Raw genomic sequence first — 25968 nt, forward strand, 5'->3', positions numbered from 1 at the left:
CCATCCGGAAACCACCGACGCGACGTATGAGCGCGCTCCGCACGCTGAGCCTCGTGCTCGCGTTCACCGCGGCCGTCGGACTCGTGTTCGGGACGGCCGGGTTCACGGCGGTCAACGCCGACCGCGGCCTCGCCGTCAACGTGACCGACGACGACTCGGCCTACCTCGGATACGAACCGCTCGCGGACGAAGTCCGTGACGACGAATCCACCGCCGTCGTCGAGTACCACAATCAGTTCGGCCAGGACCTCGATACGTTCGGCGTCAACGTCTCGATCGTCAACGCCGAGAGCGGGGCGACGATCGAGTCTGTCGACGCTCCCGACCGCCTCGGTGGGGGCGCAGCGGACACCGTCGACGTCACCCTCGATTGCCCGACCGAAGAGGACGTCACGCTCCTGTTCGAGGCCGACGGGGGCGGTGGCGGGGTGAGCGTCTCCCTCGACCGCGTACACGCGGTCACGTGTCTCCCGGGCGATACCAGCGTGACCGGAGTCAGGTTCGACGGTGCCGGAAACGCGGAGATCGAGACTCAGGGTGGCGACGGGCGCATCCCCGCGCGGGTGTGGCTCGCCGAAAAGCCGCCGGAAAAAGAGGTGACGGAACTCTCGGTCGTGACGCTCGACGGCGACGAGAAGCTCGAAACCGGCGTCCCGGTCCGTCCGCAGGTCAACCGGACTCCCGACGACTGGACCATCGTGGCCATCGAGTCCCCCGACGCGGACGTCGCGTACGTCCACCCAGGGTGGAACGCCGGCGTCTACGACACGCCGAAGTCGGGCAGCGGCGTCGCCTACGGAGATCTGCCGCTGGACGAGCATTCCCTGTTGAACGCGTCCGTCACGAACGGCAGCGTCGGTCGGAGCGAATAGGGACGATATCGCCTCCGCCGGTGCGGCTCCCGTCGGGGCTGAGATCGCCGGGCGTGCCGAGGGCTAAGATCGCCGAGCGTACCGAGTAATCCGAGACGTGAGTTCCGCCGTCGAAATTCTCACCGCGTAGAGGTTTCGATCCATCTCCGGGGCCTTTGGTAACTAATTGTAACCGGGTCACCATACGTAACCATTAGGTGGCTGTAGGAGGTACACGTTCGTATGTCGAAAAGCGGGGAGCCTTCCGACGCCGAGGTGAAGCTCGAAGTGTGGTGTGCGGGCGAGGAGTGGTGTCCGGTGACGACGACGTCGTCGCTCATTGGAAAGAAGTGGCATCCGGTGATCGTCCACCGTCTCCTGGAGCACGGCCCCAGCGGGTTCAACGAACTCAAGAAGAACGTCGACGGCATCTCCAGTAAGGTCCTCTCGGACAGCCTCGAAGACCTCGGCGAGAAGCAACTCGTCGACAGGGAGATCATCAGCGAGAAGCCGGTCCGGGTCCAGTACTCGCTGACGGGACACGGCCGCTCGCTCGAGCCGGTGATCTACGCGATGCGGGACTGGGGGCTCGAACACCTCACGGAGCCGTCCGACGAGTAGGTGTCGGAATCCCCAGAGAGCCGCCGGATCAAGCGCGCAACCCCACCCAGAAACCTCGACCAAAGGGGTTCTCGTACTCGATTTCGAGCCGGTCGTAGACCGCCCGCGGGATCCCGAGATCGGCGAGAAAGACCGTTTCGGCGCGATCCCGCAGCCCGGTCTTCGGAAGCCCCAGCGTGACGGTGCGGTCGGGATCGACCGCGTCACCCAGCGTCTCTCCGGTCGTCGCGTCGACGCCGGAGGGCACGTCGAGCGAGACCGCCGGCGCGCCGTGTCGGTTCACCGCTCGGATCAGTTCGTCCGCCGGTTCGCGGACCGGCCCGGTGAGTCCGTACCCGATGAGCGCGTCGACCACGACGTCGGCCGAGTCGTTCTCGGAGACGAAACCGGGACCGACGTGGGTCGGGACTCCCATCTGCTGGAGGATACGGTGCTGCTGGGCGGCGGCACCGGTCAGTTCGTCGGGGTCGCGGTCCAGCACGAGCGACACGTCGACCTCGCGGTTCGCGAGATGGCGAGCACAGGCCAGCCCGCCGCCGTTGCCTCCGTTCCCAGCGACGACGAGGGCCGAACCGCCGCCGACGCGGAGGACGTGGAAAGCGAGGGTTCGACCCGCGTGCTCCATCATCTGGAGGAGTTCGATTCCGACGTCGTCGACGGCGACGCGGTCGACGCGCCGCATCGTCTCCGCGGTCACTGCCGGGACTGGGGTTCCGGTCGACGTGTGAAACCGCCCCGTTGCCATACTCGTCGTTCCGGGCGCGGTCGATAAAACGCTGTGTCCGTCGGGGACTACCGCCGAATCCGACGGGCGAAACCTTCGTATGCGGGCGATCACGTATCGAACACGATGGATATACGGGGACGGCCGATCGGCGTCTGGCTCGTGTTCGTCGCGCTCGGTCAGCTTTCGATTCGGGCGCTCCTCGGGGGGAGTGCGCTCGTCTTGGACCCCTCGGGGTCGATGGTCGGCCTCTCGGTCGGCACGCTCGCCGGGACGCCGTTCGGGAACTTCCTCGTGCCGGGAGTCGTGCTCGTCGTTATCTTCGGCCTGCTGCCCGCCGCCGTCACCTACGCGCTCTATGCGGGACGGCGATGGGGACGGCCCGCGACGGTGGTCGTCGCCGTCGCCCTGATCGGGTGGGTGCTCGTCGAGGTCGTCGTCGGATTCGACCGTCCCACGGTGTACTTGAACCTCGCCACCGCCGCCGCGCTCGTCGTGCTCTCCGCTCACCCCGAAGTGCGTCGCGAGAGCCGAGGCTAGTGTGGTGAGCGTGATTTTTCACAGACGTACGAGGCGGAAGCCACGGCTGCAGTCGTTGATTATCGGCTTCGTCGGACACGCGCTCTGGGGATCGGTACTCGGCGTCGCCTACCGGGAGATCGGGCGCCCGAGGTAACCGGACATCCGTGACAGCGGGGTGGCCTTCGCGCCCCGCTAGACCGATGCAGCGGGGGTTACCAAGAGGTTAGGGAGCGCTTTTGCCGTTCTACGACGAATACAGAGGCAATGACGCGACTTCTCACTCGCCGGGCCGTCCTTGCCGGTATCGGAGTCGCATCGCTCGCCGGCTGTCTCGGCGGGGGACGCGTCGGTGGCTCCGGCGACTCCGGGGGTGCGGGCGGCTCCGGCGACACCGGCGAACGATCGTCGGCCGAGCCCGGCGAAAACGGAGAAGCGCCGTCCGGAGAACCGAGCGGGGGGGAATCGGCCCCGCCGACGCGAGACGCTCGACTCCCGCTTCCGATGGAGCCGTCCGCGCTGCGGAACGAGGCGGTGTCCGGCGGCCCGCCGAAGGACGGCATCCCGGCGATCGAGCGGCCGAAGTTCGTCTCGGCCGACGAAGCGTCGGCGGATCTCGATCCGGGCGATCCGGTGTTCGGGATCGCGATGGGTGGCGAGCCGAAAGCGTATCCCCAGTCGATACTGGTCGCACACGAGATCTGTAACGACGTCGTCGACGGGACGCCCGTGAGCGTCACCTACTGCCCCCTGACGGGCACCGCGATGGGGTTCGAACGCGGCGAGACCACCTTTGGCGTCTCCGGGCGGTTGGTGAACAACAACCTGATTATGTACGACCGCGCCACGGAGACGTGGTGGCCGCAGGTGCTCTCGACCGCCATTCCCGGCCCGTGGAACGAGAATCCCGAAATCCGGTCGCTCCGCGAGTTCCGAGTCGTCTGGACGACGTGGGAGCGATGGACGAACCGGTTCCCCGAGACGCGCGTTCTCTCGCGTGACACCGGGTTCGCGAAGAACTACGATCGGGACCCCTACGGATCGTACAACCCCCGGGCGGGGTATTACGCCCCGGAGGCACGCCCGATGTTTCGCTCGCTCTCGGAGGACGATCGCCTCCAGCCGAAGCGGGTCGTGATCGGTGCGCGGACGCCCGGCGGAGCGGCCGCATTCGAGAAAGACACGCTCAGAGAGGAGAAGCTCATCGACGGGCAACTCGGCGGTACGCCGGTTCTCGCGGTCTACGAACCGACCCTCGACACGGGTTACGTCTACGAGAACCCCGACGAGGCGGCGTTCGAGCACCGCGACGGTCGGGTGCTCGGAGAAAACGGCGACGCCCACGCGCCGGACGCGCTCCCCCTGAAACGGGTACTCGCGTTCGACGCGATGTGGTTCGCGTGGAGCGGTTTCTACCCCGACACGACGCTGTATACCTGAAATGGACCACGCAACCGCGGAGACGAACTCGGCCGGGACGCTCCCTCGGACAGCCGCCGCTCTCGAAGCCGCAGGGAGGCGATGGGACTCGCGGCTGGTGTTTCTCGGGACCGGCGGGGCCTACCTCGTACTGTATCTCGTGACGGTGGGAGATCTCTCGTTCGTGAGCGGCGGGACGGGCGGGTTCGCGGTCCGGACCGTCGACGACCTCTCCCGCGCGTTCGCAAGCCTCGGGTTCTTCCGGTTCGACGCCGTCGCGGTCGTGTCGGCCGGGCCGGTCACCTACCTGTTTTCGCCGTTGAATCTGCTGGTCACCGTCGTCCTGTCGACCCTCGTGGGAGCGAACTTCGCGCTCTCGTACCTCGGCGTGATCCAGCCGCGGGCCTGCGGTCTGGAGAGTTCGACCGGCGTCCTGGCGGGCGTCCCGGCCCTGTTGTCGGGCGCGGCCTGCTGCGGACCGACGATACTGCTCGTGATCGGCGTCCAGGCGAGTGCGACCGTCATCACGGGCTTTCAGTTCCTGGTTCCGGTCGCGCTCGCGATGCTCGTCGGCGGACTCCTGCTCGTCGGTCGCCAGGTCGACCTCGAACTGCTGTCCGGCGGGATCGGAAGCTGACCGGTCCCGCCGCGCTTCGGACGGTCGATATTCTCAGTTGACGCTCGACGTCGGCATCAGACGCCTAACGCGTCGGCCAGTTCGTGGAACGATTCGACCGCGAGATCGGGTTCGCCGTCGAACGGCTCCCAGGGCGTCCCTTTCCGATCGACCCAGACGCCCTGCATCCCGGCGTGTTTCGCTCCCATCACGTCGAACCAGCCCGCTGTGACGTGGGCGAGCTCCCCGATCGGCGTCCCCGTCCGTCCGGCGGCGTGGCGATAGATCTCGGCGTCGGGCTTGAACGTCCGGACCTCGTCGGCGCTGATCGCGTCTTCGATCAGGTCGCCGATCCCGGCGTGTTCGACCATCGACAACAGCATCTCGGGGTCGCCGTTCGAGACGACGTAGCAGTCGTACCCGCCCGAACGGAGTCGTTCGATGCCGCCGCGGACGTCGTCGAACACGTCGAGTTCGTGGTACACGGCCAGGATCTCGTCGCGCTCGTCCGCCGAGATTCTCTCGTCGTGAGCGTCCAGCGCGTACTGGAGGGCGTCGCGGTTCATCTCGTAGAAGGGCTGGTAGGCGTCGACGTGGTTGGCGACGAACGTGTACTCGATCGATCGCGAGCGCCAGAGCTTCGAGACGCGCTCGGGCGCTTCGACGCGGTCGGCCAGCGCCTTTTCGGCCGCGTCGACGTCGACGAGCGTGCTGTACGAGTCGAACGTGACCGTTCTCACGCGGTCGGGCTCGAACGTCATCGTACACAAGACGGCGGGCAGGCTGATAGTACTCGGTGTTCTCCACCCGGGTTCGGATCGCGCTAGTAGGGTTCGGATCGCGCTAGTTGGTGTTTTGCACCCCGATTCAGACGGCATCAGTTCGTTTCACCTCGACGAGTCGATCCGGATCGAAGACGATCGCTCAGAGCCGTCTCGGGTGTGTTCTGGAGACGACGAACCGGTCTCAGATCCTCTCAGATACGTCTCGCTCACTGAATAGCGCAGTTCTTCCGTCTCGCCCGGTTCGACCCGGCCACCCTCGAAGGCGAACGCTTCGGATTCCGCGTCGGTCATGGCTATCTCAACGGTTTGGGAGCGGATTAAATCAGTAATGCGCGTGTAACTATTTTGCACGGTCACCGAACCGATAATACGTTGTCCCGACAACACGAAAGCGACTCCCCCATGACCGCCGCTACCGGTTCCGCAGAGCGGGAAGGAGCGACGGAGCTACATCGCTCGGGGACTGGTGAGCCAGGGGCCGCGTCCGAGAAACGACGTGTCGGCGTGCTGAGCCTCCACAACAGCAAGGAGACCAAGGCGATTCTGAACGCCGTCCGGGCGTTGGGGCACGAACCGGTGTGGATCCGAGACGAGAACGTCACCTCGCGGATCCGAGACGGGCGTTTTCAGCTTTCGCCCCGCGTGGACGTACTCGTCAACCGGATGTTGCTCACGAAAAGCGAGTCACGGCTCGAAGACCTCCAACTCGCGTTCCTCTACGAGGAGACGACCCCAGTCGTGAACTCGCCGCGGGCGGTCGCGAACACGCTCCACAAGTACCGGGCCGCGGCGAAACTCGCCGCGGCCGGGATCCCGGTTCCCGACGCGTATTTCGGGCGGTCTCCCAGAACCGTCGAGGCGTGGCCCGAGCATCTACCCGGCGATGCGGTCCACAAGCACACGGTCGGTACGAACGGACGGCACATGTCGGTCGTCTCGCCGGACGACCCGGTGGGGCCGATGATCGTCAATCGACGCTCGTTCCTCCAGGAATTCCTGGACGCATCGGACGGTCGACCGTCGGACGTGCGGGTGTACGTCGTCGGCGACGCGGTCGTCGGGGCGATGCGCCGGAAGGCCCCCGAGGACGACTGGCGGGCGAACGTCGCGCTCGGCGGCGACGTGGAAGGCATCACCGACAGCCTCGGCCGGGAGCCCCGACGACTCGCGATAGAGTCGACGGCCGCGCTCGATCTGGATCTCGCCGGGGTCGACCTGATGTCTGTCGACGACGACTGGTTCGTTCTCGAACTCAACGCTACCGCCGGGTTCAAGGGCCTGTTCGACGCGACCGGAGTCTCGGTGGCGCCGCACATCGCCCGGTTGGCGATCGAACGCGCCGGCGGGAGCGTCGACGCGGCACGGGTGAGGGATCTCGAATCGACGCTCGACGATTCGGTTCCCGACTGTAAGCCGCCGCTCGTCGAGCGAGGCACGGACGAGGTCCTCGGATACACGACGCGGATACGTATCAACGGCCACGGCGGAACCGAAACGGTCGTCGCCAAGTCCGACACGGGGGCGAAACGGACGAGCATCGACACCGACCTCGCCGGACGGATCGGCGCCGGCCCGCTCGTCGGGACGACGCAAGTGCGGTCGGGTATCGGAAGCGGTACCGAAACCCGTGCCCTCGTCGACGTCGACCTGCGTCTCAACGGACGGTGGCGGCCCGTCACGACCAGCGTCACCGATCGGTCGGGGATGCGGTATCCGGTGCTTCTCGGTCGCGACGTCCTGGAGTCGTACACGCTCGACGTTAGTCGGACGGTGGAGGAATAGCCGTGGTGATCAACCACCAACCCTCGGGCGGCTATCGATCCGACCGATCGCTGTCGCCGGCGGCCACGGTCGGGAGCGTCCGATGATGTCACGGCCGCGGGTGCCGAAACCACCGAAACGGGGCGGCGAACGGGTGTTTCAGCCGTGAGACGACGTGCCGTCTTGGAACACGTCGCCGGGGCGATCGGCTGTCTCGGGATGCGGGCCTGCGACTCGAACAACTGCCCCGTGGGAATCGCGACACAGCGAGAGGACGTCCGGAATCGAGTGGTGACCGATTCCGCCGCCGAGGGACTGAAGAACTTCTTCGAGGCCACCGTCTCGCTGATGAAGGTGATGGCCAGAGCCTGTGGACACGACAGCCTCTCGGGCTTCGAGCGACGGGATCTGACGACCTGGAAGCGGGAGATCGCCGACCTGACCGGCGTCGAGTACGCGGGCGTCGGCCGGTAGCGGCGGGACAAGAGAGTATATATAACTATCGCTCGCGTGTACAGTCAGAGGCGGCGCGCGATAGCAACATACTCCTTTGCTACCTTCCGTGATCTATGGCGACGAGAACGACCGCGCCGGAACCGACGCCGGAACGGGGTGACGTCCTCCCGGACTCCTACGCGGTGTACGTGGGCGCAGAGCGCATCAACGTGTGGCAGTATCGGGTCAACATCTCCGAGCGGGACGGGGCCTGGTACTTCGTCGAGTCTCTCGATCGGGAGCAGGGCCCGAAGCTTTCGATGGACCAGGCGTCGCCGATGCCGCCGAGCGCGGAGGGATACTGGATATACAGCCGGACCTACGACTGTGAACTGGACTGTGAGTAGCGACGGGGTCCGGGGATCGACAGCTATCGAGCCTATCCCGGCGGTAACGGGGAACAAGGCCCCGTCGGTTTCGCTCCGCTGGGATGGGTCTTTAGGTTCGGGGGGTGTGCGTAGCGGTATGATATCAAATACCAGGATCTACGGCGCGGCGATCGCCTTCGCTTCCGGGCTGTACTCGCTGTGGAGCGCGTCGATGGCGACGCGAATGACCACGAGCGGGTGGATTATGGGCCTCCTCGGGGTCGTTGTGCTCCTCCACGGAGCGGTCCTGCTCACCGACTACGCCGACAGGCTCGGGGCCGCCAGCGGTCCGCTGATGATCGCCTACTCGCTCGTGATGCTCCTCAATCAGGCCCTCCTCGGGACCGGAATGATGAACGGCGGCGCGATGGGCGGAAGCGCGATGGGGATGAACGGCGGGAGCACGGTGACCGCCGGAATGGGATGGGACGCCGGGATGGCCGTCCTCGCCGCACTGATGCTGGTGAGCGGCGTGATAATGGCTCGGAACGGAGGTTCCAGTACCGATGGAATGTGAGCCGTCGCAACCCGGTACGATGGGATAAACGTCAGATCCGTCCTCCCGAGAGACGCGATTCCGGGTATCGACGACCCGTCGTTCGGCCGGGACTACGTCGGCGAGGACGACGAGGTCGTGGTCGTCGCCGACGCGTCGCCGGAGGGTGCTCCGACAGCGGATTATTGATCCGTTCCGAGTGTGTGTGCGGGCTACACCACCCACGTACGTTCAAATACCGGAACGGACACGAGACATACTAATGGGTGCTACAGACGGCGTGACTCGGGAGGCGGAATCGGAATCTGACGGGACGAAGAACGCGCTGCCGTACGTCGGTGCGATACTCACTGCGCTCGTCGCGGCCATTCACCTCTTTCACCCCGAACACGGCATCATCGGACTGGCCAGTGCGCTGACCGCGAATCCGACCGCCCTCGTGTTCGACCCCCGTCCCCTCGCGTTCGTGCTCTCGGGAACCGCGCTGTTCGTCGGCCTCTCGCTGAGCCGGAACGCACCGAATCGTCGACCGTACTACGCCGCGGGCGTCCTGATCGCCGCCACGTACGTCGTCGGCTACTTCGCCTGGCACTTCACCGGTCACGGCGGGTTCCTCCCCGGACGAGAACCACTGTTTCACGGACTCACGCCCGTCGAGAACGTCGCATCACATCTCACCGGCGACGCCTGGGCCGCGGCCTCGAAACTCGCCGAGGTGGGGATGGCCTTGACAGTGGGCCTGCTGTACCGCAGAGCGTAGCCGATAGCGTCGGCCGCCGGACGCCGTCCGCTCCCCCGCGTTCGGATCGGGTGTGGGGAGCGCTTGCCGGTCCGGGATACGCTTTTTTAGACCACCACGGTCTGTTGTCGTATGGCAGAGGACCTTCCCACCGATGAGTACGAAGTCGTCGTCGTTGGCGGCGGGCCGGCCGGACAGACCGCGGCGCTCTACAGCACGCGTCTCGGACATCAGACGGCACTGGTCGATCGCGGCGGCGGGCGTGCGGCGATGACGCAGGAGGTTCACAACCTCATCGGCGTTCGGGAGGAGACCAGCGGAAACGAGTTCCTGGGCGTCGGAAAGGACCAACTGGAGGAGTACGGCTGCGACCTCCACCGGGATATGCTCTCGTCCTGTCACCGGACCGAAGACGGAGCGATAGAGCTGTGCGGAAACAGTGCAAACTACCAGGCGGAGTACGTCGTGCTCGCGACCGGCTTCAACGACGTCCGGCCCGACCCGCCGCTCCCGCGGACCGGCCGCGGCCTCCACATTGTCTGCACTGCGACGCGCATATGTTCGTCGACGAGTCGGTGTACGTGATGGGCCACTCCGAGAGCGCGGCCCACGTCGCCGCGATTATGTTGACTTCACCGACGAGGTCGACCTGCTCACCCGCGGGGACGACCCCGAGTGGAGCGACGAGACCGAGCAGATGTTGCAGAACCACCCCGTCGACGTGGTCCACGAGGACGTCGCCGGCGTGCAGAACGGCGAGGACGGGTGGCTGAAAGCGATGGAGTTCGAGGACGGGACGGTCCGCGAGTACAAGGGCGGGTTCGCGATGTACGGCGCGGAGTACAACAACGGCTTCGCCCGCGAACTCGGCTGCGAGCTCAACGACGACGGCACCGTCGCCGTGGACGATCACGGACAGACCTCCGTCGAAGAGGTGTACGCGGTCGGCGACCTGACGCCCGGACACAACCAGGTCCCAATCGCGCTGGCGGACGGCGCGAAGGCCGGCATCTCGGTCCACTTCTCCCTCCGCGACTTCCCCCGGGATCCGGACGTCCTCGAGGAGGCGGGACCGGTCCGCTCCGAGGAGATCCCCGGAATCCCCGACGACCTGCTCGAACAGGCGGTCGACTTCCACACGTACGATTGAGACGGTCCCCAGGAAAAGACGACCGACCGTATGACAGCGGTCGACCGGAGAATCCGCGCCTCCGGCGCAGGCTGGTTGGATCACCGAGCCGGATTACCGCCGGGTAGCTTCCCCATTCATTACCCGGCGCACCGAGTGTAACGGTATGCAAGAGTTCGACTTTCTGGTCATCGGCTCGGGATCCGGTCTCGACGTGGCGAACGTCGCGGCGAATCAGGGACAGTCCGTCGCCGTCGTCGAGAAGGGGCCGATCGGGGGAACGTGTCTCAACCGGGGCTGTATCCCCTCGAAGCACCTGCTGTACCACGCGGACGTCCTCGAGACGATCGAACGCGCCGACGAGTTCCACATCGACGCGACGGTCGAGGACGTGGACTTCGCCGACATCGTTCGCGAAGTGAACGAGGAGGTCGAGGCCGACTCGGCGTCGATCCGCAGCGGCCTGCGCTCGTCGTCGCGGCACGAACTGTTCGAGGGCGAGGGGCGGTTCGTCGACGAACGGACCGTCGAGATCTCCGGCGGGGAAGACGACGGAGCGCGCCTCCGCGCGGACACCGTCCTGATCGCCGCGGGGACCCGTCCGTCGGTCCCGCCGATCGACGGCATCGACGACGTGGACTACCTGACGAGCACCGAGGCGCTGCAGTTGGAGACGCCGCCGGAACACCTGATTATCGTCGGCGGCGGCTACATCGCGGCCGAGCTCGGCCACTTCTTCGGGACGTTCGGGAGCGAGGTGACGATCGTCGGCCGCCGGCCGAACCTCCTCCCCGAGGCCGACGAGGAGGTCGCCGAGGCGTTCACCGACCGCTACGTCGACCGTTTTACCGTCCACACGGGACACGCCGCCACCGCCGTCTCGGAAGACGGCGAGTCGGTGACCGTCGAGGCGCGGCCGTACGAGTACGGCGACGACGGCGGCATCGTCGAAGACGAGGAGCCGGTGACGGTGACCGGCGACGCGTTGCTCGTCGCCGCGGGGCGGGTTCCCAACACCGACACGCTGAACCTCGACGCGACCGGCGTCGAGACGGACGCGCGGGGGTTCGTCGAGACCGACGAGTACCTGGAGACGACCGCCGACGACGTGTGGGCGCTCGGCGACATCGTCGGCGAGTACCTGCTGAAACACAGCGCCAACCACGAGGCGCGGGCCGTCGCGCGGAATATCTTCGGAGAGGATCTGGAACCGGTCGATTACAGTGCGATGCCGTTCGCGGTGTTCGCCTCGCCGGAGGTTGCGGGCGTCGGCGCGTCCGAGGGCGATCTCCGGGCCGCGGATCGCGAGTACGCGACGAACACCTACAGCTACGGCGACACCGCCCGGGGCGACGCGATGAAGACCGAGGGATTCGTGAAGGTGCTGATCGACCTGGAGGGCGAGATTCTGGGCTGTCACATCATCGGTCCGCAGGCGTCCTCGCTGATCCAGGAGGTCGTCGTCGCGATGAAGTCCGGGTCGGGAACGGTGCGGGACATTCGCGAGGCCGTCCACATCCACCCGGCACTGCCGGAGGTCGTCCAGCGGGCGTTCTCCGGGCAGTTCAGCCGCGGTGACGGCGGCCACCGACATCAGCACTGAACGTTCTCTCTCCCCGGTAACACGCGTGTAACTCGGTTACGGGCTCGTTCGCGTGAGCTTTTGACTCCCCCGAGAGTAGCAAGTGGTGATGACGAAAGCAGCGATCGTGATTCTGGCAGGGACAGACGGACACGCGAACGTCGGTCGAGTCGTGAACGGACTCGAGACGGCCAAGGAGTTCGCCGAGACCGACGGATCCTCGTTCTCGGGCTCCTGACTCTCGTGGGCATCCGCCTGATCACCGGCGGCCTGGGAACCGCGTGACTCGGACGGCACGTGCCCGCCGTGATGCCGCTCCCGGGTATCCACACTAACCCTCAACAGAAATGCAAGGAGGAAGCCCACGACTTGAGTCGCGGCTCGTTCACTCGCGACGTTCGAACCGGTAGGTCAGTACCTCGTCGCTGTCGTCCCACTCGAAGCTTCCGGGATGGACCCGCTCCATCCGCGCTTTGTACGCCGCCAGCGACTTCGAGCCCTCCCGCCGGGCGTCGGCGTCGGTGAACTCGCCGAGCGTTCGGCGTTCGACGCTCGTCACCACGAACGTCTCGCCGTCGATCTCGAAGGTGTCGCCTTCGCTGGCGTAACGGTTGCCCGCACCGCGGGTCAACTGCGTGATGTCTCCGTCGCGGACGGACTGCTGTACGCGGTCGTTGGGCAGAAGGTCCCCGGCGTCGATTTCCGACATAGCGTCGCGTAGGATCGCCGCAGTCAAAATCCCATCGCGTGTGACGGGCGACGTCGACGACTACTCATCCGGTTCGGTTTCCATTTCCCGGTCGCGTGCGTCGGCTCCTCGATCGACCTCCGTGGTGCTCGCTCCGTTCAGATCCCCGTCTTTGACCGCCCTGGCCTGCTGTTCGAGGTCCTCGACGTCCATCTGGGCGGCCTTGTCGATCTCGCCGAGAATCTCCTTGATGTCGTCGAGACCGATGAGTTCGCGGGTCTCGGCGTCGAAGCTCAGGCTGTCGAGCTGCTGTCCGTCTCCGGCGACGTCGCTGCCGGTGAGTTGCTTTCCGTACCGACCGACCAGCGAGGTGAGCTCCTGGGGGATGACGAAGGTCGTCGACGCCCCCTGTCCGATGCCCTCGAGCGTGTCCATCCCCTTGTCGATGATCGCGCGCTCGCCCATCGACTCGGCGGACCTCGCGCGCAGGACCGTCGAAATCGCGTCCCCCTGCGCTTCGAGGATCTGACTCTGTTTTTCACCCTGCGCGCGGATGATGTTCGACTGCTTGTCCCCTTCGGCTTTCTCGACCGCGCTCCGGCGTTCGCCTTGGGCTTCGAGAATCGTGGCCCGGCGTCGCCGCTCCGCGCCGGTCTGCTGCTCCATCGCGGCCTGAACCTCCTGGCTCGGGTTGACCTCCCGGACCTCGACGGACTCGACGCGGATGCCCCATTCGTCCGTCGGTTCGTCCAGTTCCTTGCGGATGCGAGCGTTGATCTCTTGGCGCTTGTTCAACGTGTCGTCGAGGTCCATATCACCCAGTACCGCCCGAAGCGTGGTCTGGGCGAGGTTCGAGACCGCCGTCTTGTAGTCTTCGACCTCTAGGAACGCTCGCTTCGCGTCCATCACACGGAGGTAGACGACGGCATCCGCCGTCACGGGTGAGTTATCCCGCGTGATCGCTTCCTGTCGCGGCACGTCCATCGTCTGGGTCCGCATATCGAACGTGTACGTCCGGGAGACGAACGGCGGAATGAAGTTGATACCCGGCTCGAGTAACGTGCGGTACTCGCCGAACACGGTGAGCACCTGCCTGTCGTAGGCGTCGACGAACCGGACCATCTGCCAGACTGTCACTGCCGCCAGCACCAGAGCCAACAGCCCGACTATCCCGAGCGAGGGCGTGCCAATCTGCAGTGGGATCGGATGATACATCCCTTGGATGGTCTCTCCCGGAGTGAATCAAGGGGAGACATTTTCATCCCCTGTCGGGTTGTGATTATCTCAGAGACAGCCCTGAGCGCGTCCGTACCGGTGAGTTTCGCGTGCATTCGTTGCTTCATCGATATCGGCGGCATCCACGGTCGTCTCCGCACCGTCCCCGACGGTTTCACGGCCGACTATAGTAGCGTTTGCAACCCATTGCTTATCCGATCGTGCGCAGTCGTTCGATCGAGTGAGTAGAGACGTGCAAACGCGACTATAATCAGTACCGGGGGCGACCACGAAACGATAACTATCACCGGATGAGTCCGGCACCACTCGCACACGGACAGCACCCCTGTTTCGAGACAATGATAACGCAGGCGTCACGTTGGTCGCGACGACAGGCGATGCACGACGACGAAGGAACCCGGAGCGTACCGCTGGCGGCGGACAGGCGACTCACGTACGCCGAGTACGGCCCACCGGGCGGAACGCCGGTGGTCTTCCTCCACGGCACACCGGGGTCCCGCCGTCTCGGAGGCCTGTTCGAGACCACCGCCGAGGACTGTGGCGTCCGGTTGCTCGCGTTCGACCGTCCGGGGTACGGCCGATCGTCGCCGTGGCCGGATCGGTCGGTCCGGGACGGGGCGCGGCTCGTCGCCGCCGTGCTCGACGATGCGGGCGTCGACAGCGCCGGAGCGGTCGCGTTCTCGGGCGGTGCCCCGTACGCCCTCGCGGCGGCGGCAACCCGATCGGACCGGCTCGATCGCGTCGATATCGTCAGCGGCGCGATGCCCCCAGAGATGATCGAGGATCCGCCTGCGATACAGCGGCTCCTCCGCACGACGGCGACGGCGACGCCGCTGCTGCTCCGCGGTCTCTTCCGCGGCCAGGCGTGGCTCGCGCGGCACCGCAGTCCGTCGTTCGTCGTCTCCCAGTACACGAGCGAGGGAGCCACAGCGGAACTCTCCGAACGTGTCGCCGAGATCGTGCGGGCGGACTTCCTCGAAGCGCTCTCCTGTCACCGTCAGGGCGTAGTGACCGAGTTCCGGCACGCGGCGAGCGACTGGAACGTCCCGCTGGCGGAGATCGACGCGGACGTGCGCCTCTGGCACGGCACACGTGACACCAACGTGCCGATCGATGCCGTTCGCCGCCTCGAAGCGGCGCTCCCGACCGCCCAGTTACGCGTCCGCGAAGAGGCGGATCACCTCCGAACGCTCCTCGAGAGCGTCCCCGTGATTCTGGACGGCTATCGCTAGTCCCCCCCGGACGGGACCCGTCGATCGATTGCGCCTCTCCGGCGAGCCGAACTGTAGTAGGTACACGACCCATTGCGCGTCCGATCGCACGGAGTCGTGCGATCGAGTGAGCGAAGACTCGCAAACGCTACTGCACGTGCGGCACGCGAAGCCCCCCGACGGTCAGCACGGGAATTGATATATCGACCTCGCGAACACCGCGTAACGGCGGAATGAAACGCGTCCAGTTCACGGCGACGTACCCGAAAGAACTCGTGCATCCGCTCCACCGGCAGATCATCGACTCCGGACCCATCAGCAGAGCCGAACTGCTGCTGTGGAGCCCCACCGCAGAGGCGACGACGTTGTTCTGGTGCGATGGTCCTCCGGACGCCACGGCGGCGGCCGTTCGCGCCATCGACTCGCTTCTCGTCAGCGACCTCGTCGAGGGTTCCGACGGCACGTACGCGTTCCTCCAGCAGAACGACTACGAGTTCGCGACGGCGTTGTTGGACGCGATCGCGGACGCGCGGGCCGTCTTCGTCCCGCCGGTAGTGTTCTTCGAAACCGGGAGCGTGCAGTTCGAGGCCGTCGGGGAAGCCGCCGCGCTCAGCGCGTTCTACGCGGAACTCTCGGACCTCGGGGAGCTGACGATCGACCGGGTCGAGGAGTTCGAGCGGACGCGTTCGTCCTCACGGCTCACCGACCGGCAGCGAGCGGCGTTGGACGCGGCGGTCGAGGTCGGGTACTACGAGGTTCCCCGAACCGGTGCGATCGCCGACGTCGCAGCGGCGCTCGACTGTTCGACGAGCACGGCCGGGGAGTTGGTGCGGAAAGCCGAGGCCGCGGTGATCCGCGAATACGCTGAACCACGGTGACGGGCGGCCGCAGGCCGAGGACGCGCCGTCGATGAGCGTCGAGGACGCGCCGTCGATGAGCGTCGAGGACGCGCCGTCGATGAGCGTCGAGGACGCGCCGTCGATGAGCGTCGAGGACGCGCCGTCGATGAGCGTCGAGGACGCGCCGCCGGTCCCCGCCGCCGCCTCCGACGCTGTGAACGGATCGGGGTATCGACACGCCGGGGCAGTCGCTACGTATCTCAATAACACCTAGTACACAACCCCACATATATGAATCCAGTATATATAATATTTTAAATGTATTTTATCGGCCCGAAATTGATAGTATGTTACTCGGCGCAGCGTGAGTCCGTAAATTCGTCCGTCGACGCCGCGACCCCGCGGCCTCGCACGCGATTTTTCCCTTCGCTCGCCGTGTCTGCGTCCCCTCGACAGAGATCAGCGACCGGAAACGATTAATCCAGTTCGGGGTATTGAACGGGTATGGCTCTCGAAACGATCCTGGTGGCTGTCGGACCCGGAGACGCGAATCGCGCCGAGGAGATGGCGCAGACGAGTATCGATATCGCGGGGCCGTCCGGTGCTCGAATCGTGCTGACTCACGTATTTACCCGGGACCAGTACGACGAGACGGTCGAGCGGCTGAACGTGGCGGATGGGGCCGAGGTATCGCCGAACGAGGTCGCGAGTCAGCACGCGACGATACACACGATCGCGGAGAGACTGGACGAGAACGGAATCAGATACGAGATCAGAGGGTCAGTAGGAGAACACGACGAAGAGATTATCAGTATCGCGACAGAGACGAAGTCGGATCTCATCATCGTCGGCGGACGGGAGCGCTCTCCCACGGGCAAGGCCGTGTTCGGCTCGACCGCGCAAAAGGTCCTGTTGTCCGCCCCTTGCCCAGTCACGTTCGTCAAGGGAAAGTAGTACCGCTCCGGACGTGGGTGTCGTCGTCTCGTGGTTCCCGGTATCGTGACATCTGTACGGAGGCTGTATTCGCTCGTCGGGAGCCGCGCTGCCGTGACTGAAGCGTTCGACGGGTATGAGGTCCCAGGGGAGCGTTTATGTTCGGCGCGGATGGTGGGCACGTATGGAGCTCGATGCAGTTCTCGAAGACAGCTGTGCGCGTGATTGGCAGACGGTCACTCCCGATTCCGTAGACGAGGTCAGATTCGCCGTCATCGGGCTGGGCTGGTTCACCAAGGGTCGTGCATTGCCGGCGCTGGAGAAGAGTGACCGCTGTGAGCCATCGGTGCTGGTCAGCAGTTCGACCGAGAAAGCAGAACGCGTCGCGGCCGATACGGAGGGGGCCGAACGGGGAATAACGTACGACGAGTTTCACGACGGCGTGGCGCGGGACGCGTACGACGCCGTGTACATCGTCACGCCCAATGCGCTCCACCTCGAGTACGTCGAGACCGCGACCGCCTTCGGCAAGGCCGTCCTCTGTGAGAAGCCGATGGAGCGCGACAGCGAGCGAGCGAGTGAACTCCGCGACGTCGCGGCCGCAGCGGACGTCGACCTCATGATCGCCTACCGGATGCAGACCGAACCGACCGTCCGTCGGGCCAGAGAACTCATCGCCGGCGGCTACATCGGCGATCCGATGTCCGTCACCGGCGATATGTCACAGCGGTTGCTCGACCGCGTCAATCCCGATCCCGACCAGTGGCGGCTGAACGAGACGCTGGCCGGCGGAGGGGCGCTGTTCGACATCGGGATCTACCCGCTCAACACCGCGCGGTTCCTCCTCGAGGAGGACCCGATCGCGGTGACGGGAAACGTCTCCAGCACGCACGAGGCGTTCGACGACGTCGACGAGACGGTGGCGTTCTCCGTCGAGTTCCCCGGAGAGGTGTACGCCCAGTGCTACGCCAGCCACAACGCCCGACAATCGTCGGGAATCACCGTTACCGGTACCGCGGGGCAGGTTCGAATCGAGCCCGCCTTCTTCCAGGACCAGGCACGGCAACTCCACATCTCGCGGGGCGACAGTCGCGCTTCGATCACCGTCACGGCGGTCGATCAGATGCGAGAGGAGTTCGACTACTTCGCCGATCGGCTCCGCGGAGCGAAACCGATCGGTCCCGACGGCGACCACGGACTCGTGGATATGCGCGCGATGGAGGCCGTTTACGAGGCCGCCGAGTCGGACCGCTGGATCACCGTCGACTGAGACCGGCGTCGTAGCGTTTGTATCTCTTCGCGCATCCGAACCGCGCGATCCTCTGTGATCGAGCGGACGACTTGCAAACGCCGCGAGTTTCGCCGGTTCACCGAGGAGTACCGACCGATCTCAGGCGTTGAACCCCTGGTGGAAGCCGACGAGTTTCGATCGCGAGAAGTGTTCGACCGCGTACTTGATTCCCTCTTTACCGACCCCCGAGTCCTTGAATCCGCCGTAGGGCATATGATCCGCCCGGAATCCGCTGACGGTGTTGATGTTCACGCCGCCGGCGTCTATCTCGTCGGCCGCGCGTTTGGCGCGATCGATGTCCTGGGTGAACAGGCCGGCCTCGAGGCCGTACTCGGTGTTGTTGGCCTCCGCGATCGCTTCCTCGAAGTCCTCGACCGCGATCACGGGGACGAGCGGACCGAACGTCTCCGCTTTCGCCGCGGGCATATCGGGCGTCACGTCCGAGAGGACGGTCGGTTCGAACGTCCGCGGCCCGAGATCACCGCCGTAGTCGCCGCCACACTCGACGGTCGCACCGGCTTCGACGGTCGCCTCGAACAGTTCGACGACGGTCTCGAACTGGTCGTCGTCGACCATCGAGGCGACGTCCGTGCCCGCCTCGAACGGATCGCCGACCGTGAGTGACTCGGCGGCGTCGACGAGCGCGTCGACGACTTCGTCTTCGATGTCCTCGGGGACGAGGACGCGCTCGACGCTGTTACACACCTGACCGGCGTTCGAACAGGCGCCACCGACGACCTGCGCCGCCGCCGCTTCGATGTCCGTGTCGCGCCAGACGATCGTCGGATCGTTGCCGCCGAGTTCCAGCGTCACTTCGGTCATCCCGCTGTTGTTCGCGAGGTACTTGCCGACCGACGTGGACCCGGTGAAAGAGATGGCCTCGACCGCCTCGTGGTCGAGGATGGCGTCACCGACAGTCGAACCGGATCCGGTGACGAGGGTGAACAACCCGTCGGGGACGGAGGCGTCGATCGTGTCGGCGGCTTCGGCCAGGCATTCGAAGAGCGCCACGGCCGTGAGTGGGGTGTTACTCGCCGGCTTCCCGACGACGCTGTTGCCCGCTGCCAGGGCCGGCCCGACCTTGTGGACCATCAGGTTCAGCGGGAAATTGAACGGCGTGATGGCGGCGACGACCCCGAGCGGTTCGCGCTGGGTGAAACAGTGGTCCTTCGCGAAGCCTCGCTGGGCGTCCATCGGGACGTACTCACCGAACATCCGCTTCGCCTGTTCGGCCGAGAGATCCAGGGTCTGAACGGCGCGGTCGACCTCACCGCGAGCGTCGGGCAGCGGCTTCCCCTGTTCGCTGGTGAGAATGCGTGCGATCTCGTCGGCGCGCTCCTCTACCGCCCGGGCGGTCGCAGAGAGAAGCTCGTACCGTTCGTACGCCGACAGATCCGATTCCTCGAAGGCAGCTTCCGCGGCGTCGATGGCTTCCGCCACCTGGCTCTCCGTGGCCATCGGGACGGACCCGACTCGTTCCCCGTCGTACGGGTGAACGACGTCGGCCCGTTCGTCGGCGTCGACCCACTTGCCACCGATCAGCATCCGCTTGTCGAGACGTGTGACTGCCTGCTGACTCATACTGCGACCTTGCCTATCAGATACAAAAATGTTACGCAGCTACGACGCCCGATCGGATATCTCGCTGCCGCGTCGGCACGCACGAATACGGGCGGATGCGGCCGAGAGAGTATCGACCGGTTCCGTCTCGAACGGGGTATGCATCCCAAATTATAATTAACTGGTGTGCCCTACGGAGGGTATGAACCTCTCGGGAACAGTGGTACCTATGGCGACGCCTACGCGCGGGCCACAGCGAGCGATAAACGAGGACGCCCTCAGGGAGTTCACCGGCCAACTCGTCGAGTCCGGTGTTCACGGACTCTTTCCGAGCAGCTCTATCGGCGAGTTCCCCAGTCTGACTCGAACCCAGCACAGACAGATACTCGAGACCGTCGCCGACGCCGCCGACGGGCGAACGAAGATCCTCGCCGGGTGCTGTGAGACAAACATCGACGCGGTGCTCGATAGCGTGGCCACCGCAGAGGCGATGGGAGCGGACGCCGCTGTCGTCGTTGCACCCTACTACCTCAAGACGACGCAAGGCGGTCTCGAACGGTTCTTCACCACGGTCGCGGACGAATCGTCTCTCCCGGTCTTGCTGTACAACATCCCGCAGTTGACCGGAAACGAAATCGGCGTGGATCTGGTTCGGCGGCTCGCGGAACACGACTCCATCGTCGGACTGAAAGACACGTCGGGTGACCTGACCTATCATTACCGTGTTATCGACGAGACTCCCGGGGAGTTCCTGGTGTTCCAAGGAGCTACCGAACTGGCCACGGCCTCGCTCGACCTCGGGACCGACGGCCTGATCGCCGGACCGGCCAACGTGTTCCCCTCGGTGATGACCGACCTCTACGAAGCCTACGACCGCGGTGACCTCGCCGAGGCCCGTCGGCTGATGCGAACTGTCGTGGCACCGTTCGTCAGTGCGACCAGCGACGTGCCCACGGCGGCGGCGATGAAGCACCTCGTCGAACTGCAGGGCCTCGACATCGGTGCGCCTCTCCCACCCCTTCCGGAGTTGACCGACGACCAGCGGGAGGCGCTGACGGCGACGTATCGGCAGATAACCGAACGGTTCGGGGAACAGACGGTTTGAGACGCTCGATCGTAACGATGGATCGGCCAGCGCTCCCCGGTGCCGTGGTCGCCAGTGCGAGACGGCGACCGGCCGTGTGAGTCATCGAACCCTGTGGCGGCGTCGCCGCTGTCGACGTGAATTCCCGAGATGCGTTTCACTCCCTGAGTGGAGACAGTGGCCAATCGGTGGATAACAGCGAGCGAAGACGTGTGAGGCTACCGTGACGGCCTACCGAGGGAGTGGCTCGTGAATCTCGAATCGCTGCCGGGGTCTCTCGGAACGAATCCGGCCGTCCGTGTCACAGCGGACCCGACATCAGGCGTTGTTGACTTCGCTGTCGATCTCTTCTTGTGCGTCGTTGAGGGCCTCCTCGGGGGTCTTCTCCTGGACCAGCGCGGCGTTGCAGTTCGTGTAGACGATCTCCGAGAACGTCGAGTACTGCGGTGTCGCCGGTCGCGCGCTGGTCTGATCGACGATCTGGGCGAACGTCTCGAGCTGGGAGGCCTGTTCGTAGTACTCGTCGGCGTACAGTTCCTGGCGAACCGGGAGGCGACTGTGCTCCAGCGCCATCGTCTCTTGTGCCTCCATCGAGGCCATGTAGCTCGCGAACCGCTGTGCCGCCTCCTGGTTCTCCGAGTTGGCGTTGATGAACAGGTTCCAACCGCCGAGACAGGAGTTGTTCGCGTCCTCGTTCCCCTCGGCTTTCGGCATCGGCGCGACGTCGAAGTTCCCCTGAACCGGCGAGCCGTCCTCGTTCATAATGGCGACGGCGTATGGCCAGTTGCGCATGAAGATGGTGTTGCCCTGCTGGAACGTCTGGCGGTTCTGGTCCGTCGACGACGCGGGGATGGACTCGGGAGTGACCTCGTACTCGTGGATGAGGTCGACGGCGTGTGCCAGCGCGTCGATTCCCTCCTGGGAGTTGACGACCAGGTCGCCGTCCTGTCGCAGTTCGCCGCCCATTCCCCAGAACCAGTTGAGCCACATAATCGTCAGCCCCTCGTTGGAGCCGCCCTGCCAGATGTACCCGTTGAGGTCCTGATCGGACTGGCTCTGGATGTCCTGTGCCATCTCGACGAGTTCCATATACGTCGTCGGCGGGCTGTCGTACCCGTACTCCTCCAGCAGGTCCGTCCGGTAGTACAGCGCGTTCGCGTCCGTGTGGATCGGCATCCCGTACATCGTGCCGTCGACCGTCACCGAGTCGATCGGCGTCTGGAGCATATTCTCGGTGTGGCCCTCCGGATCGCTGACCTCGGCGGCCCAGCCGTTCTGGGCGAACTCGGCCGGCCAGATGACGTCCATATTGCCGACGTCGAACGAGGACGACCCGGAGACGAACTGGTTCACGTAGTACTCGCGGGTCGAAGAGGCGTCCGAGGGCGTCTGCTGGGATTCGACGGTGATGTTCTCGGCCTGTTCTTCGAACATCGGCACGAGGCTCTGGGCGTCGTTGCTGAAGTAGCCCGGATAGACGTACGTCATCGAGAGCGACTCACCGCCGCCATCTCCGGAATCGCCGTCGGTATCGCCGCCGCCGCTGTCTCCACCGCTGTCTCCACCGCCGTCGCCGCCGCTGTCTCCACCGCCGTCTCCGTCCCCGCCGTTGCTACTACAGCCCGCGAGAAGCACCGCGCCGCCGCCGGCCATCGTTTTAAGGAGGTCTCGTCTACGCCTGTCTGTGATTCCGTCTGTCATACATATTCCCAATTGAACATCTACTATTAATAATTATCGCAGAAAGGCCGCTCACAGGGGAGCGACAACGCGTCGACCGCCGACGTCCCATACATCGACCCGATACGTCGGTGCCAGAGCGCCGAGACCGAGTCGGTCCCCGAACACAGATGGGGTCTGCCATCGTACGTCACCCGTCGTAACGGTCAAGAAACCCCGTCACCAACCCGGGGACGACCGATGGCACGCGAAGCACGTGGACGGGCAGAGAGAACTGTCGCACCCGCCGCAGACGACCGGTCGGACTACGGATACGGGAGCGACAGCGTCGACCGACCGGACCTCGTCGAGGCGCTCCGTCGGCGAACCGAGGGCGAGGTCCGATTCGACACCTACACCAGGCAGTTGTACGCGACCGACGCCTCCGCGTACGAGGTGACGCCGATCGGCGTCGTCTTCCCGAAGAGCACAGACGGAGTCGCCGCGGTGGTCTCCTACTGCGCGGATCGGGCGATCCCCGTCCTCCCCCGCGGCGGTGGGACGAGCCTCGCGGGCCAGACGGTCAACGAGGCGGTCGTCCTCGACTTCACGCGGCACATGGACGGCGTACTCGACGTCGACCGCGACGCCCGGCTCGCTCGCGTGCAGGCGGGGACCGTTCTGGAAGACCTCAACCGACGTGCGGAGCCCGAGGGGCTGAAATTCGCGCCGGACCCCGCCTCCGGCGATCGGAGCACGGTCGGCGGTGCGATCGGGAACAACTCCACGGGCGCGCACTCTCTGAAGTACGGCAAGACGGACGCCTACGTGGAGTCCTGCGAGGTCGTCCTCGCGGACGGCACCGTCGAGACCTTCGGCGAGATGGCCGTCTCGGAGCTACGTGAACGGGCCGACGCCGGAACCGAGGACCTCCTCCCCCGGATCTACGCGGGCGTTCTCGAGATCATCGACGAACACGCGGCGGAGGTCGAATCCAGATACCCGTCTCTCAAACGCAACGTCTCCGGCTACAACCTCGATCGACTGCTCGAGGAGGCCGAAACGGGAACCGTGAACCTCGCGCGCCTGCTCGCCGGCAGCGAGGGCACGCTTGCGATCGTCACCGAGGCGACGGTCTCGCTCGAACCGGTCCCGGACACGAAGTCGGTCGCGCTGTTGACCTACGAGCGGCTTCACGACGCCGTTGCCGACGTGGGCAACGTTCTCGAACACGACCCCGCGGCGGTCGAACTCATCGACGACATGCTCATCGACCTGGCGGGCGAGACCGCGGAGTTCGAGGAGGTGATCTCGCTCTTGCCCCCCGGGACAGACGCCGCGTTGCTCGTGGAGTTCTACGCGACCGGGGAGCGAAACGGCCGTGAGAAGACCGAGACGCTCGTCGAGGACCGCGTGCGGAACGGCGGGAGTACCGCGTCGGATCGCGGGCAGCGCCTCGCTTCCGACGCCCTGGAGGCCCACGAGGCCGAGCAGCGAAAGACGTTCTGGAAGATGCGGAAGGCGGCGAACCCGATCCTGCTCTCGCGAACCACAGACGAGAAACACATCAGCTTCATCGAGGACTGCGCCGTTCCCGTCGAGCACCTCCCGGCGTTCGTCGATCGGTTTCAGGACGTCCTCGAAGACCAGGGGACGTTCGCCTCGTTTTACGGGCACGCCGGCCCGGGGGTGTTACACGTTCGCCCGCTCATCGACGCGAAGTCCGCGGCGGACCGCGAGGCGATGGTCGCCATCTCCGACGCCGTCACCGACCTGGTCGTCGAGTTCGGCGGGGCGGTCTCGGGCGAGCACGGCGACGGGCGGGCTCGAACGCAGTGGAACCGGAAGCTCTACGGCGAGACGCTCTGGGGGGCCTTCCGCGACCTGAAGACCGCGTTCGATCCCGACTGGTTGCTCAATCCCGGACAGGTCTGCGGGGACGTGGATATGACCGAGAACCTCCGGTTCGGCGGGGGGTATGACTTCGACCTCGACTTCGACCCCGCGCTCGACTGGGAGAACGAAAACGGGATGCAGGGGATGGTCGAACTCTGTCACGGCTGCGGCGGCTGTCGCGGGGCGCAGGAGACCACGGGCGGCGTGATGTGTCCGACCTACCGCGCGGCCGACGAGGAGATCGCGAGCACGCGCGGGCGGGCGAACATGCTCCGCCAGGCGATGAGCGGTGACGTCCCCGACGACCCGACCGACGAGGAGTTCGTCACCGAGGTCCTGGACCTCTGTATCGGGTGTAAGGGCTGCGCGAAGGACTGTCCCAGCGAGGTCGATATGGCGAAACTCAAAGCCGAGGTCACCCACGCTCGCCACCGTCAGAAGGGCGCGGGACTGCGAGAGAAACTGTTCGCGAACGCCGACACGCTCGCGCGCCTCGGCAGCGCGACGGCACCGCTGTCGAACGTCCTCCCCGACGTCCCCGGGGCCCGCCGCCTCGCCGAGCGCGTGCTCGGGATCGCCCGCGAGCGCACGCTGCCGACCTTCGAGCGGGAGTCGCTTCAGGAGTGGTTCCGGAGTCGCGGGGGCGCGCAGGTGCCGCGGTCCGACGCCGAGCGTCGCGCGGTCCTGTTTCCCGACACATACACGAACTACAGCCATCCGGGCGTCGGGCGGGCGGCGGTCCGCGTCCTCGAAGCCGCGAGCGTCCACGTGGAACTCGCCGACCGAACCGACAGCGGCCGGCCCGCCCACTCGAAGGGGTTCCTCGATCGCTCTCGGCGCACGGCGGCGGAAAACGTCGACGCGCTCGCCCCGCGGATCGACGACGGATGGGACATCGTGCTCGTCGAACCCTCCGACGCCGTGATGTTCCAGTCGGACTACCTCGACCTGCTCTCGGGAGAGACGGTAGAAGCGGTCGCGGCGAACACCTACGGCGTCTGTGAGTACCTCGACTCCTTCGGACTGGACGGGGCGATCGACTTCGAGGCACCCGACGTCTCGCTGGCGTATCACGGCCACTGTCACCAGAAGGCGACGAAGAAGGACCACCACGCCGTCGGGGTGCTCCGGCGGGCGGGATACGACGTGGACGCGATCGACTCCTCGTGCTGCGGGATGGCGGGGACGTTCGGGTACGAGGCCGAACACCACGCGATGAGCACGGCGATCGGAGCGATCCTCGTCGAACAGCTCTCGGAGAGCCCCGCCGACGCGGTCGTCGCACCGGGCGCGTCGTGTCGGACCCAGTTGGAGGATATGACCGACGAGGCCGCCGACGGCGCGATCAGTTCGGCCGGACAGCACGGCCCGCCCACGCCGATTCAGGCGCTGGACGAGGCTATCAGCGAGTAGGCCGTCGGGGACCCGCCCGACGATCGGACGGTGTCCCGAAATCACCGAGGAAG

Annotated in this window: 24 protein-coding genes and 2 pseudogenes; 20 read left to right on the forward strand and 6 right to left on the reverse strand. The window is 65.7% G+C overall.

What is annotated here, in order from left to right; translation table 11 throughout:
- The first annotated feature begins 26 nt into the window (after nucleotides 1-26).
- Together NO876_RS05650 and NO876_RS05655 are read left to right on the forward strand one after the other, a co-directional pair.
- Nucleotides 27-872, forward strand: a complete 846-nt coding sequence (locus tag NO876_RS05650; protein ID WP_256420712.1) for a hypothetical protein — start codon at nucleotides 27-29, stop codon at nucleotides 870-872.
- Between the two features lie 222 nt (nucleotides 873-1094).
- Nucleotides 1095-1472, forward strand: a complete 378-nt coding sequence (locus tag NO876_RS05655) for a winged helix-turn-helix transcriptional regulator (RefSeq protein WP_256420713.1) — start codon at nucleotides 1095-1097, stop codon at nucleotides 1470-1472.
- 28 nt (nucleotides 1473-1500) lie between these two features.
- Here the strand turns inward: NO876_RS05655 and NO876_RS05660 are convergent, their stop codons facing one another.
- Nucleotides 1501-2217 carry an NAD(P)H-hydrate epimerase gene (locus tag NO876_RS05660; protein ID WP_256420714.1) on the reverse strand — a complete coding sequence of 239 codons (717 nt, stop codon included), beginning with the start codon at nucleotides 2215-2217 and terminating at the stop codon, nucleotides 1501-1503.
- Between the two features lie 105 nt (nucleotides 2218-2322).
- On the opposite strand from NO876_RS05660, the gene NO876_RS05665 reads away from it, so the two are divergent.
- The 3 genes from NO876_RS05665 to NO876_RS05675 all read left to right on the forward strand — a co-directional run bounded on the left by NO876_RS05665 (nucleotide 2323) and on the right by NO876_RS05675 (nucleotide 4771).
- On the forward strand, nucleotides 2323-2736 hold the full coding sequence (locus NO876_RS05665) for a hypothetical protein (RefSeq protein WP_256420715.1): 414 nt from the start codon (nucleotides 2323-2325) through the stop codon (nucleotides 2734-2736).
- A 246-nt stretch (nucleotides 2737-2982) separates the two neighbouring features.
- On the forward strand, nucleotides 2983-4155 hold the full coding sequence (locus NO876_RS05670; RefSeq protein ID WP_256420716.1) for a DUF3179 domain-containing protein: 1173 nt from the start codon (nucleotides 2983-2985) through the stop codon (nucleotides 4153-4155).
- A 1-nt stretch (nucleotide 4156) separates the two neighbouring features.
- Nucleotides 4157-4771 (forward strand): hypothetical protein, encoded by a 615-nt coding sequence (locus NO876_RS05675; RefSeq protein ID WP_256420717.1) that lies wholly within the window; start codon nucleotides 4157-4159, stop codon nucleotides 4769-4771.
- Nucleotides 4772-4827: 56 nt separating this feature from the next.
- Here NO876_RS05675 and NO876_RS05680 read toward each other — a convergent pair whose 3' ends face one another.
- A complete protein-coding gene (locus NO876_RS05680) occupies nucleotides 4828-5511 on the reverse strand; it encodes a haloacid dehalogenase type II (protein ID WP_256420718.1) in 684 nt (227 codons plus the stop codon).
- Between the two features lie 426 nt (nucleotides 5512-5937).
- Here NO876_RS05680 and NO876_RS05685 point away from each other — a divergent pair, with 426 nt between their 5' ends.
- The 8 genes and pseudogenes from NO876_RS05685 to NO876_RS05720 form a co-directional block, all read left to right on the forward strand.
- Nucleotides 5938-7317 carry a RimK family alpha-L-glutamate ligase gene (locus tag NO876_RS05685; RefSeq protein ID WP_256420719.1) on the forward strand — a complete coding sequence of 460 codons (1380 nt, stop codon included), beginning with the start codon at nucleotides 5938-5940 and terminating at the stop codon, nucleotides 7315-7317.
- Between the two features lie 144 nt (nucleotides 7318-7461).
- Nucleotides 7462-7770 carry a glutamate synthase-related protein gene (locus NO876_RS05690; protein ID WP_256420720.1) on the forward strand — a complete coding sequence of 103 codons (309 nt, stop codon included), beginning with the start codon at nucleotides 7462-7464 and terminating at the stop codon, nucleotides 7768-7770.
- 95 nt (nucleotides 7771-7865) lie between these two features.
- Nucleotides 7866-8138: a hypothetical protein gene (locus NO876_RS05695; RefSeq protein WP_256420721.1), complete on the forward strand. Its 273-nt coding sequence runs from the start codon at nucleotides 7866-7868 to the stop codon at nucleotides 8136-8138.
- A gap of 118 nt (nucleotides 8139-8256) precedes the next feature.
- Nucleotides 8257-8676 (forward strand): hypothetical protein, encoded by a 420-nt coding sequence (locus NO876_RS05700; protein ID WP_256420722.1) that lies wholly within the window; start codon nucleotides 8257-8259, stop codon nucleotides 8674-8676.
- 241 nt (nucleotides 8677-8917) lie between these two features.
- Complete coding sequence (locus NO876_RS05705; RefSeq protein WP_256420723.1) at nucleotides 8918-9415, forward strand: hypothetical protein; 498 nt, start codon at nucleotides 8918-8920, stop codon at nucleotides 9413-9415.
- A 111-nt stretch (nucleotides 9416-9526) separates the two neighbouring features.
- Nucleotides 9527-10544, forward strand: a pseudogene (locus NO876_RS05710) (NAD(P)/FAD-dependent oxidoreductase).
- Nucleotides 10545-10689: 145 nt separating this feature from the next.
- Nucleotides 10690-12126, forward strand: coding sequence for a dihydrolipoyl dehydrogenase (locus NO876_RS05715; RefSeq protein WP_256420724.1), 1437 nt, complete (start codon nucleotides 10690-10692; stop codon nucleotides 12124-12126).
- An 88-nt stretch (nucleotides 12127-12214) separates the two neighbouring features.
- Nucleotides 12215-12322 (forward strand): annotated as a pseudogene (locus tag NO876_RS05720) (DsrE family protein); the annotation flags it as partial.
- Nucleotides 12323-12490: 168 nt separating this feature from the next.
- Here NO876_RS05720 and NO876_RS05725 read toward each other — a convergent pair.
- On the reverse strand, nucleotides 12491-12814 hold the full coding sequence (locus NO876_RS05725; protein WP_256420726.1) for an ASCH domain-containing protein: 324 nt from the start codon (nucleotides 12812-12814) through the stop codon (nucleotides 12491-12493).
- A 60-nt stretch (nucleotides 12815-12874) separates the two neighbouring features.
- Nucleotides 12875-14008: an SPFH domain-containing protein gene (locus NO876_RS05730; RefSeq protein WP_256420727.1), complete on the reverse strand. Its 1134-nt coding sequence runs from the start codon at nucleotides 14006-14008 to the stop codon at nucleotides 12875-12877.
- 398 nt (nucleotides 14009-14406) lie between these two features.
- Between NO876_RS05730 and NO876_RS05735 the strand changes: the two genes are divergently transcribed.
- The 5 genes from NO876_RS05735 to gfo6 all read left to right on the forward strand — a co-directional run bounded on the left by NO876_RS05735 (nucleotide 14407) and on the right by gfo6 (nucleotide 18282).
- Nucleotides 14407-15261: an alpha/beta fold hydrolase gene (locus NO876_RS05735; protein WP_256420728.1), complete on the forward strand. Its 855-nt coding sequence runs from the start codon at nucleotides 14407-14409 to the stop codon at nucleotides 15259-15261.
- Nucleotides 15262-15473: 212 nt separating this feature from the next.
- On the forward strand, nucleotides 15474-16118 hold the full coding sequence (locus NO876_RS05740; RefSeq protein WP_256420729.1) for a helix-turn-helix domain-containing protein: 645 nt from the start codon (nucleotides 15474-15476) through the stop codon (nucleotides 16116-16118).
- Nucleotides 16119-16149: 31 nt separating this feature from the next.
- Nucleotides 16150-16353, forward strand: coding sequence for a hypothetical protein (locus tag NO876_RS05745; protein WP_256420730.1), 204 nt, complete (start codon nucleotides 16150-16152; stop codon nucleotides 16351-16353).
- A gap of 230 nt (nucleotides 16354-16583) precedes the next feature.
- The gene (locus NO876_RS05750) at nucleotides 16584-17033 is read left to right on the forward strand and encodes a universal stress protein (protein WP_256420731.1); all 450 of its coding nucleotides are present in this window, start codon (nucleotides 16584-16586) and stop codon (nucleotides 17031-17033) included.
- Nucleotides 17034-17196: 163 nt separating this feature from the next.
- Nucleotides 17197-18282: a D-xylose 1-dehydrogenase Gfo6 gene (gene gfo6, locus NO876_RS05755; protein WP_256420732.1), complete on the forward strand. Its 1086-nt coding sequence runs from the start codon at nucleotides 17197-17199 to the stop codon at nucleotides 18280-18282.
- A 120-nt stretch (nucleotides 18283-18402) separates the two neighbouring features.
- On the opposite strand, the gene NO876_RS05760 is transcribed toward gfo6, so the two are convergent.
- Complete coding sequence (locus tag NO876_RS05760) at nucleotides 18403-19884, reverse strand: aldehyde dehydrogenase family protein (RefSeq protein ID WP_256420733.1); 1482 nt, start codon at nucleotides 19882-19884, stop codon at nucleotides 18403-18405.
- Between the two features lie 181 nt (nucleotides 19885-20065).
- Here NO876_RS05760 and NO876_RS05765 point away from each other — a divergent pair, with 181 nt between their 5' ends.
- A complete protein-coding gene (locus NO876_RS05765; RefSeq protein WP_256420734.1) occupies nucleotides 20066-20968 on the forward strand; it encodes a dihydrodipicolinate synthase family protein in 903 nt (300 codons plus the stop codon).
- Between the two features lie 297 nt (nucleotides 20969-21265).
- Here the strand turns inward: NO876_RS05765 and NO876_RS05770 are convergent, their stop codons facing one another.
- Nucleotides 21266-22648, reverse strand: coding sequence for an ABC transporter substrate-binding protein (locus NO876_RS05770; protein ID WP_256420735.1), 1383 nt, complete (start codon nucleotides 22646-22648; stop codon nucleotides 21266-21268).
- A gap of 219 nt (nucleotides 22649-22867) precedes the next feature.
- Between NO876_RS05770 and NO876_RS05775 the strand changes: the two genes are divergently transcribed.
- On the forward strand, nucleotides 22868-25915 hold the full coding sequence (locus NO876_RS05775; RefSeq protein ID WP_256420736.1) for an FAD-binding and (Fe-S)-binding domain-containing protein: 3048 nt from the start codon (nucleotides 22868-22870) through the stop codon (nucleotides 25913-25915).
- The last annotated feature ends 53 nt before the right edge of the window (nucleotides 25916-25968 follow it).

The organism is Halobellus rarus, from assembly GCF_024494595.1.
Classification (GTDB): Archaea; Halobacteriota; Halobacteria; order Halobacteriales; family Haloferacaceae; genus Haloquadratum; species Haloquadratum rarum.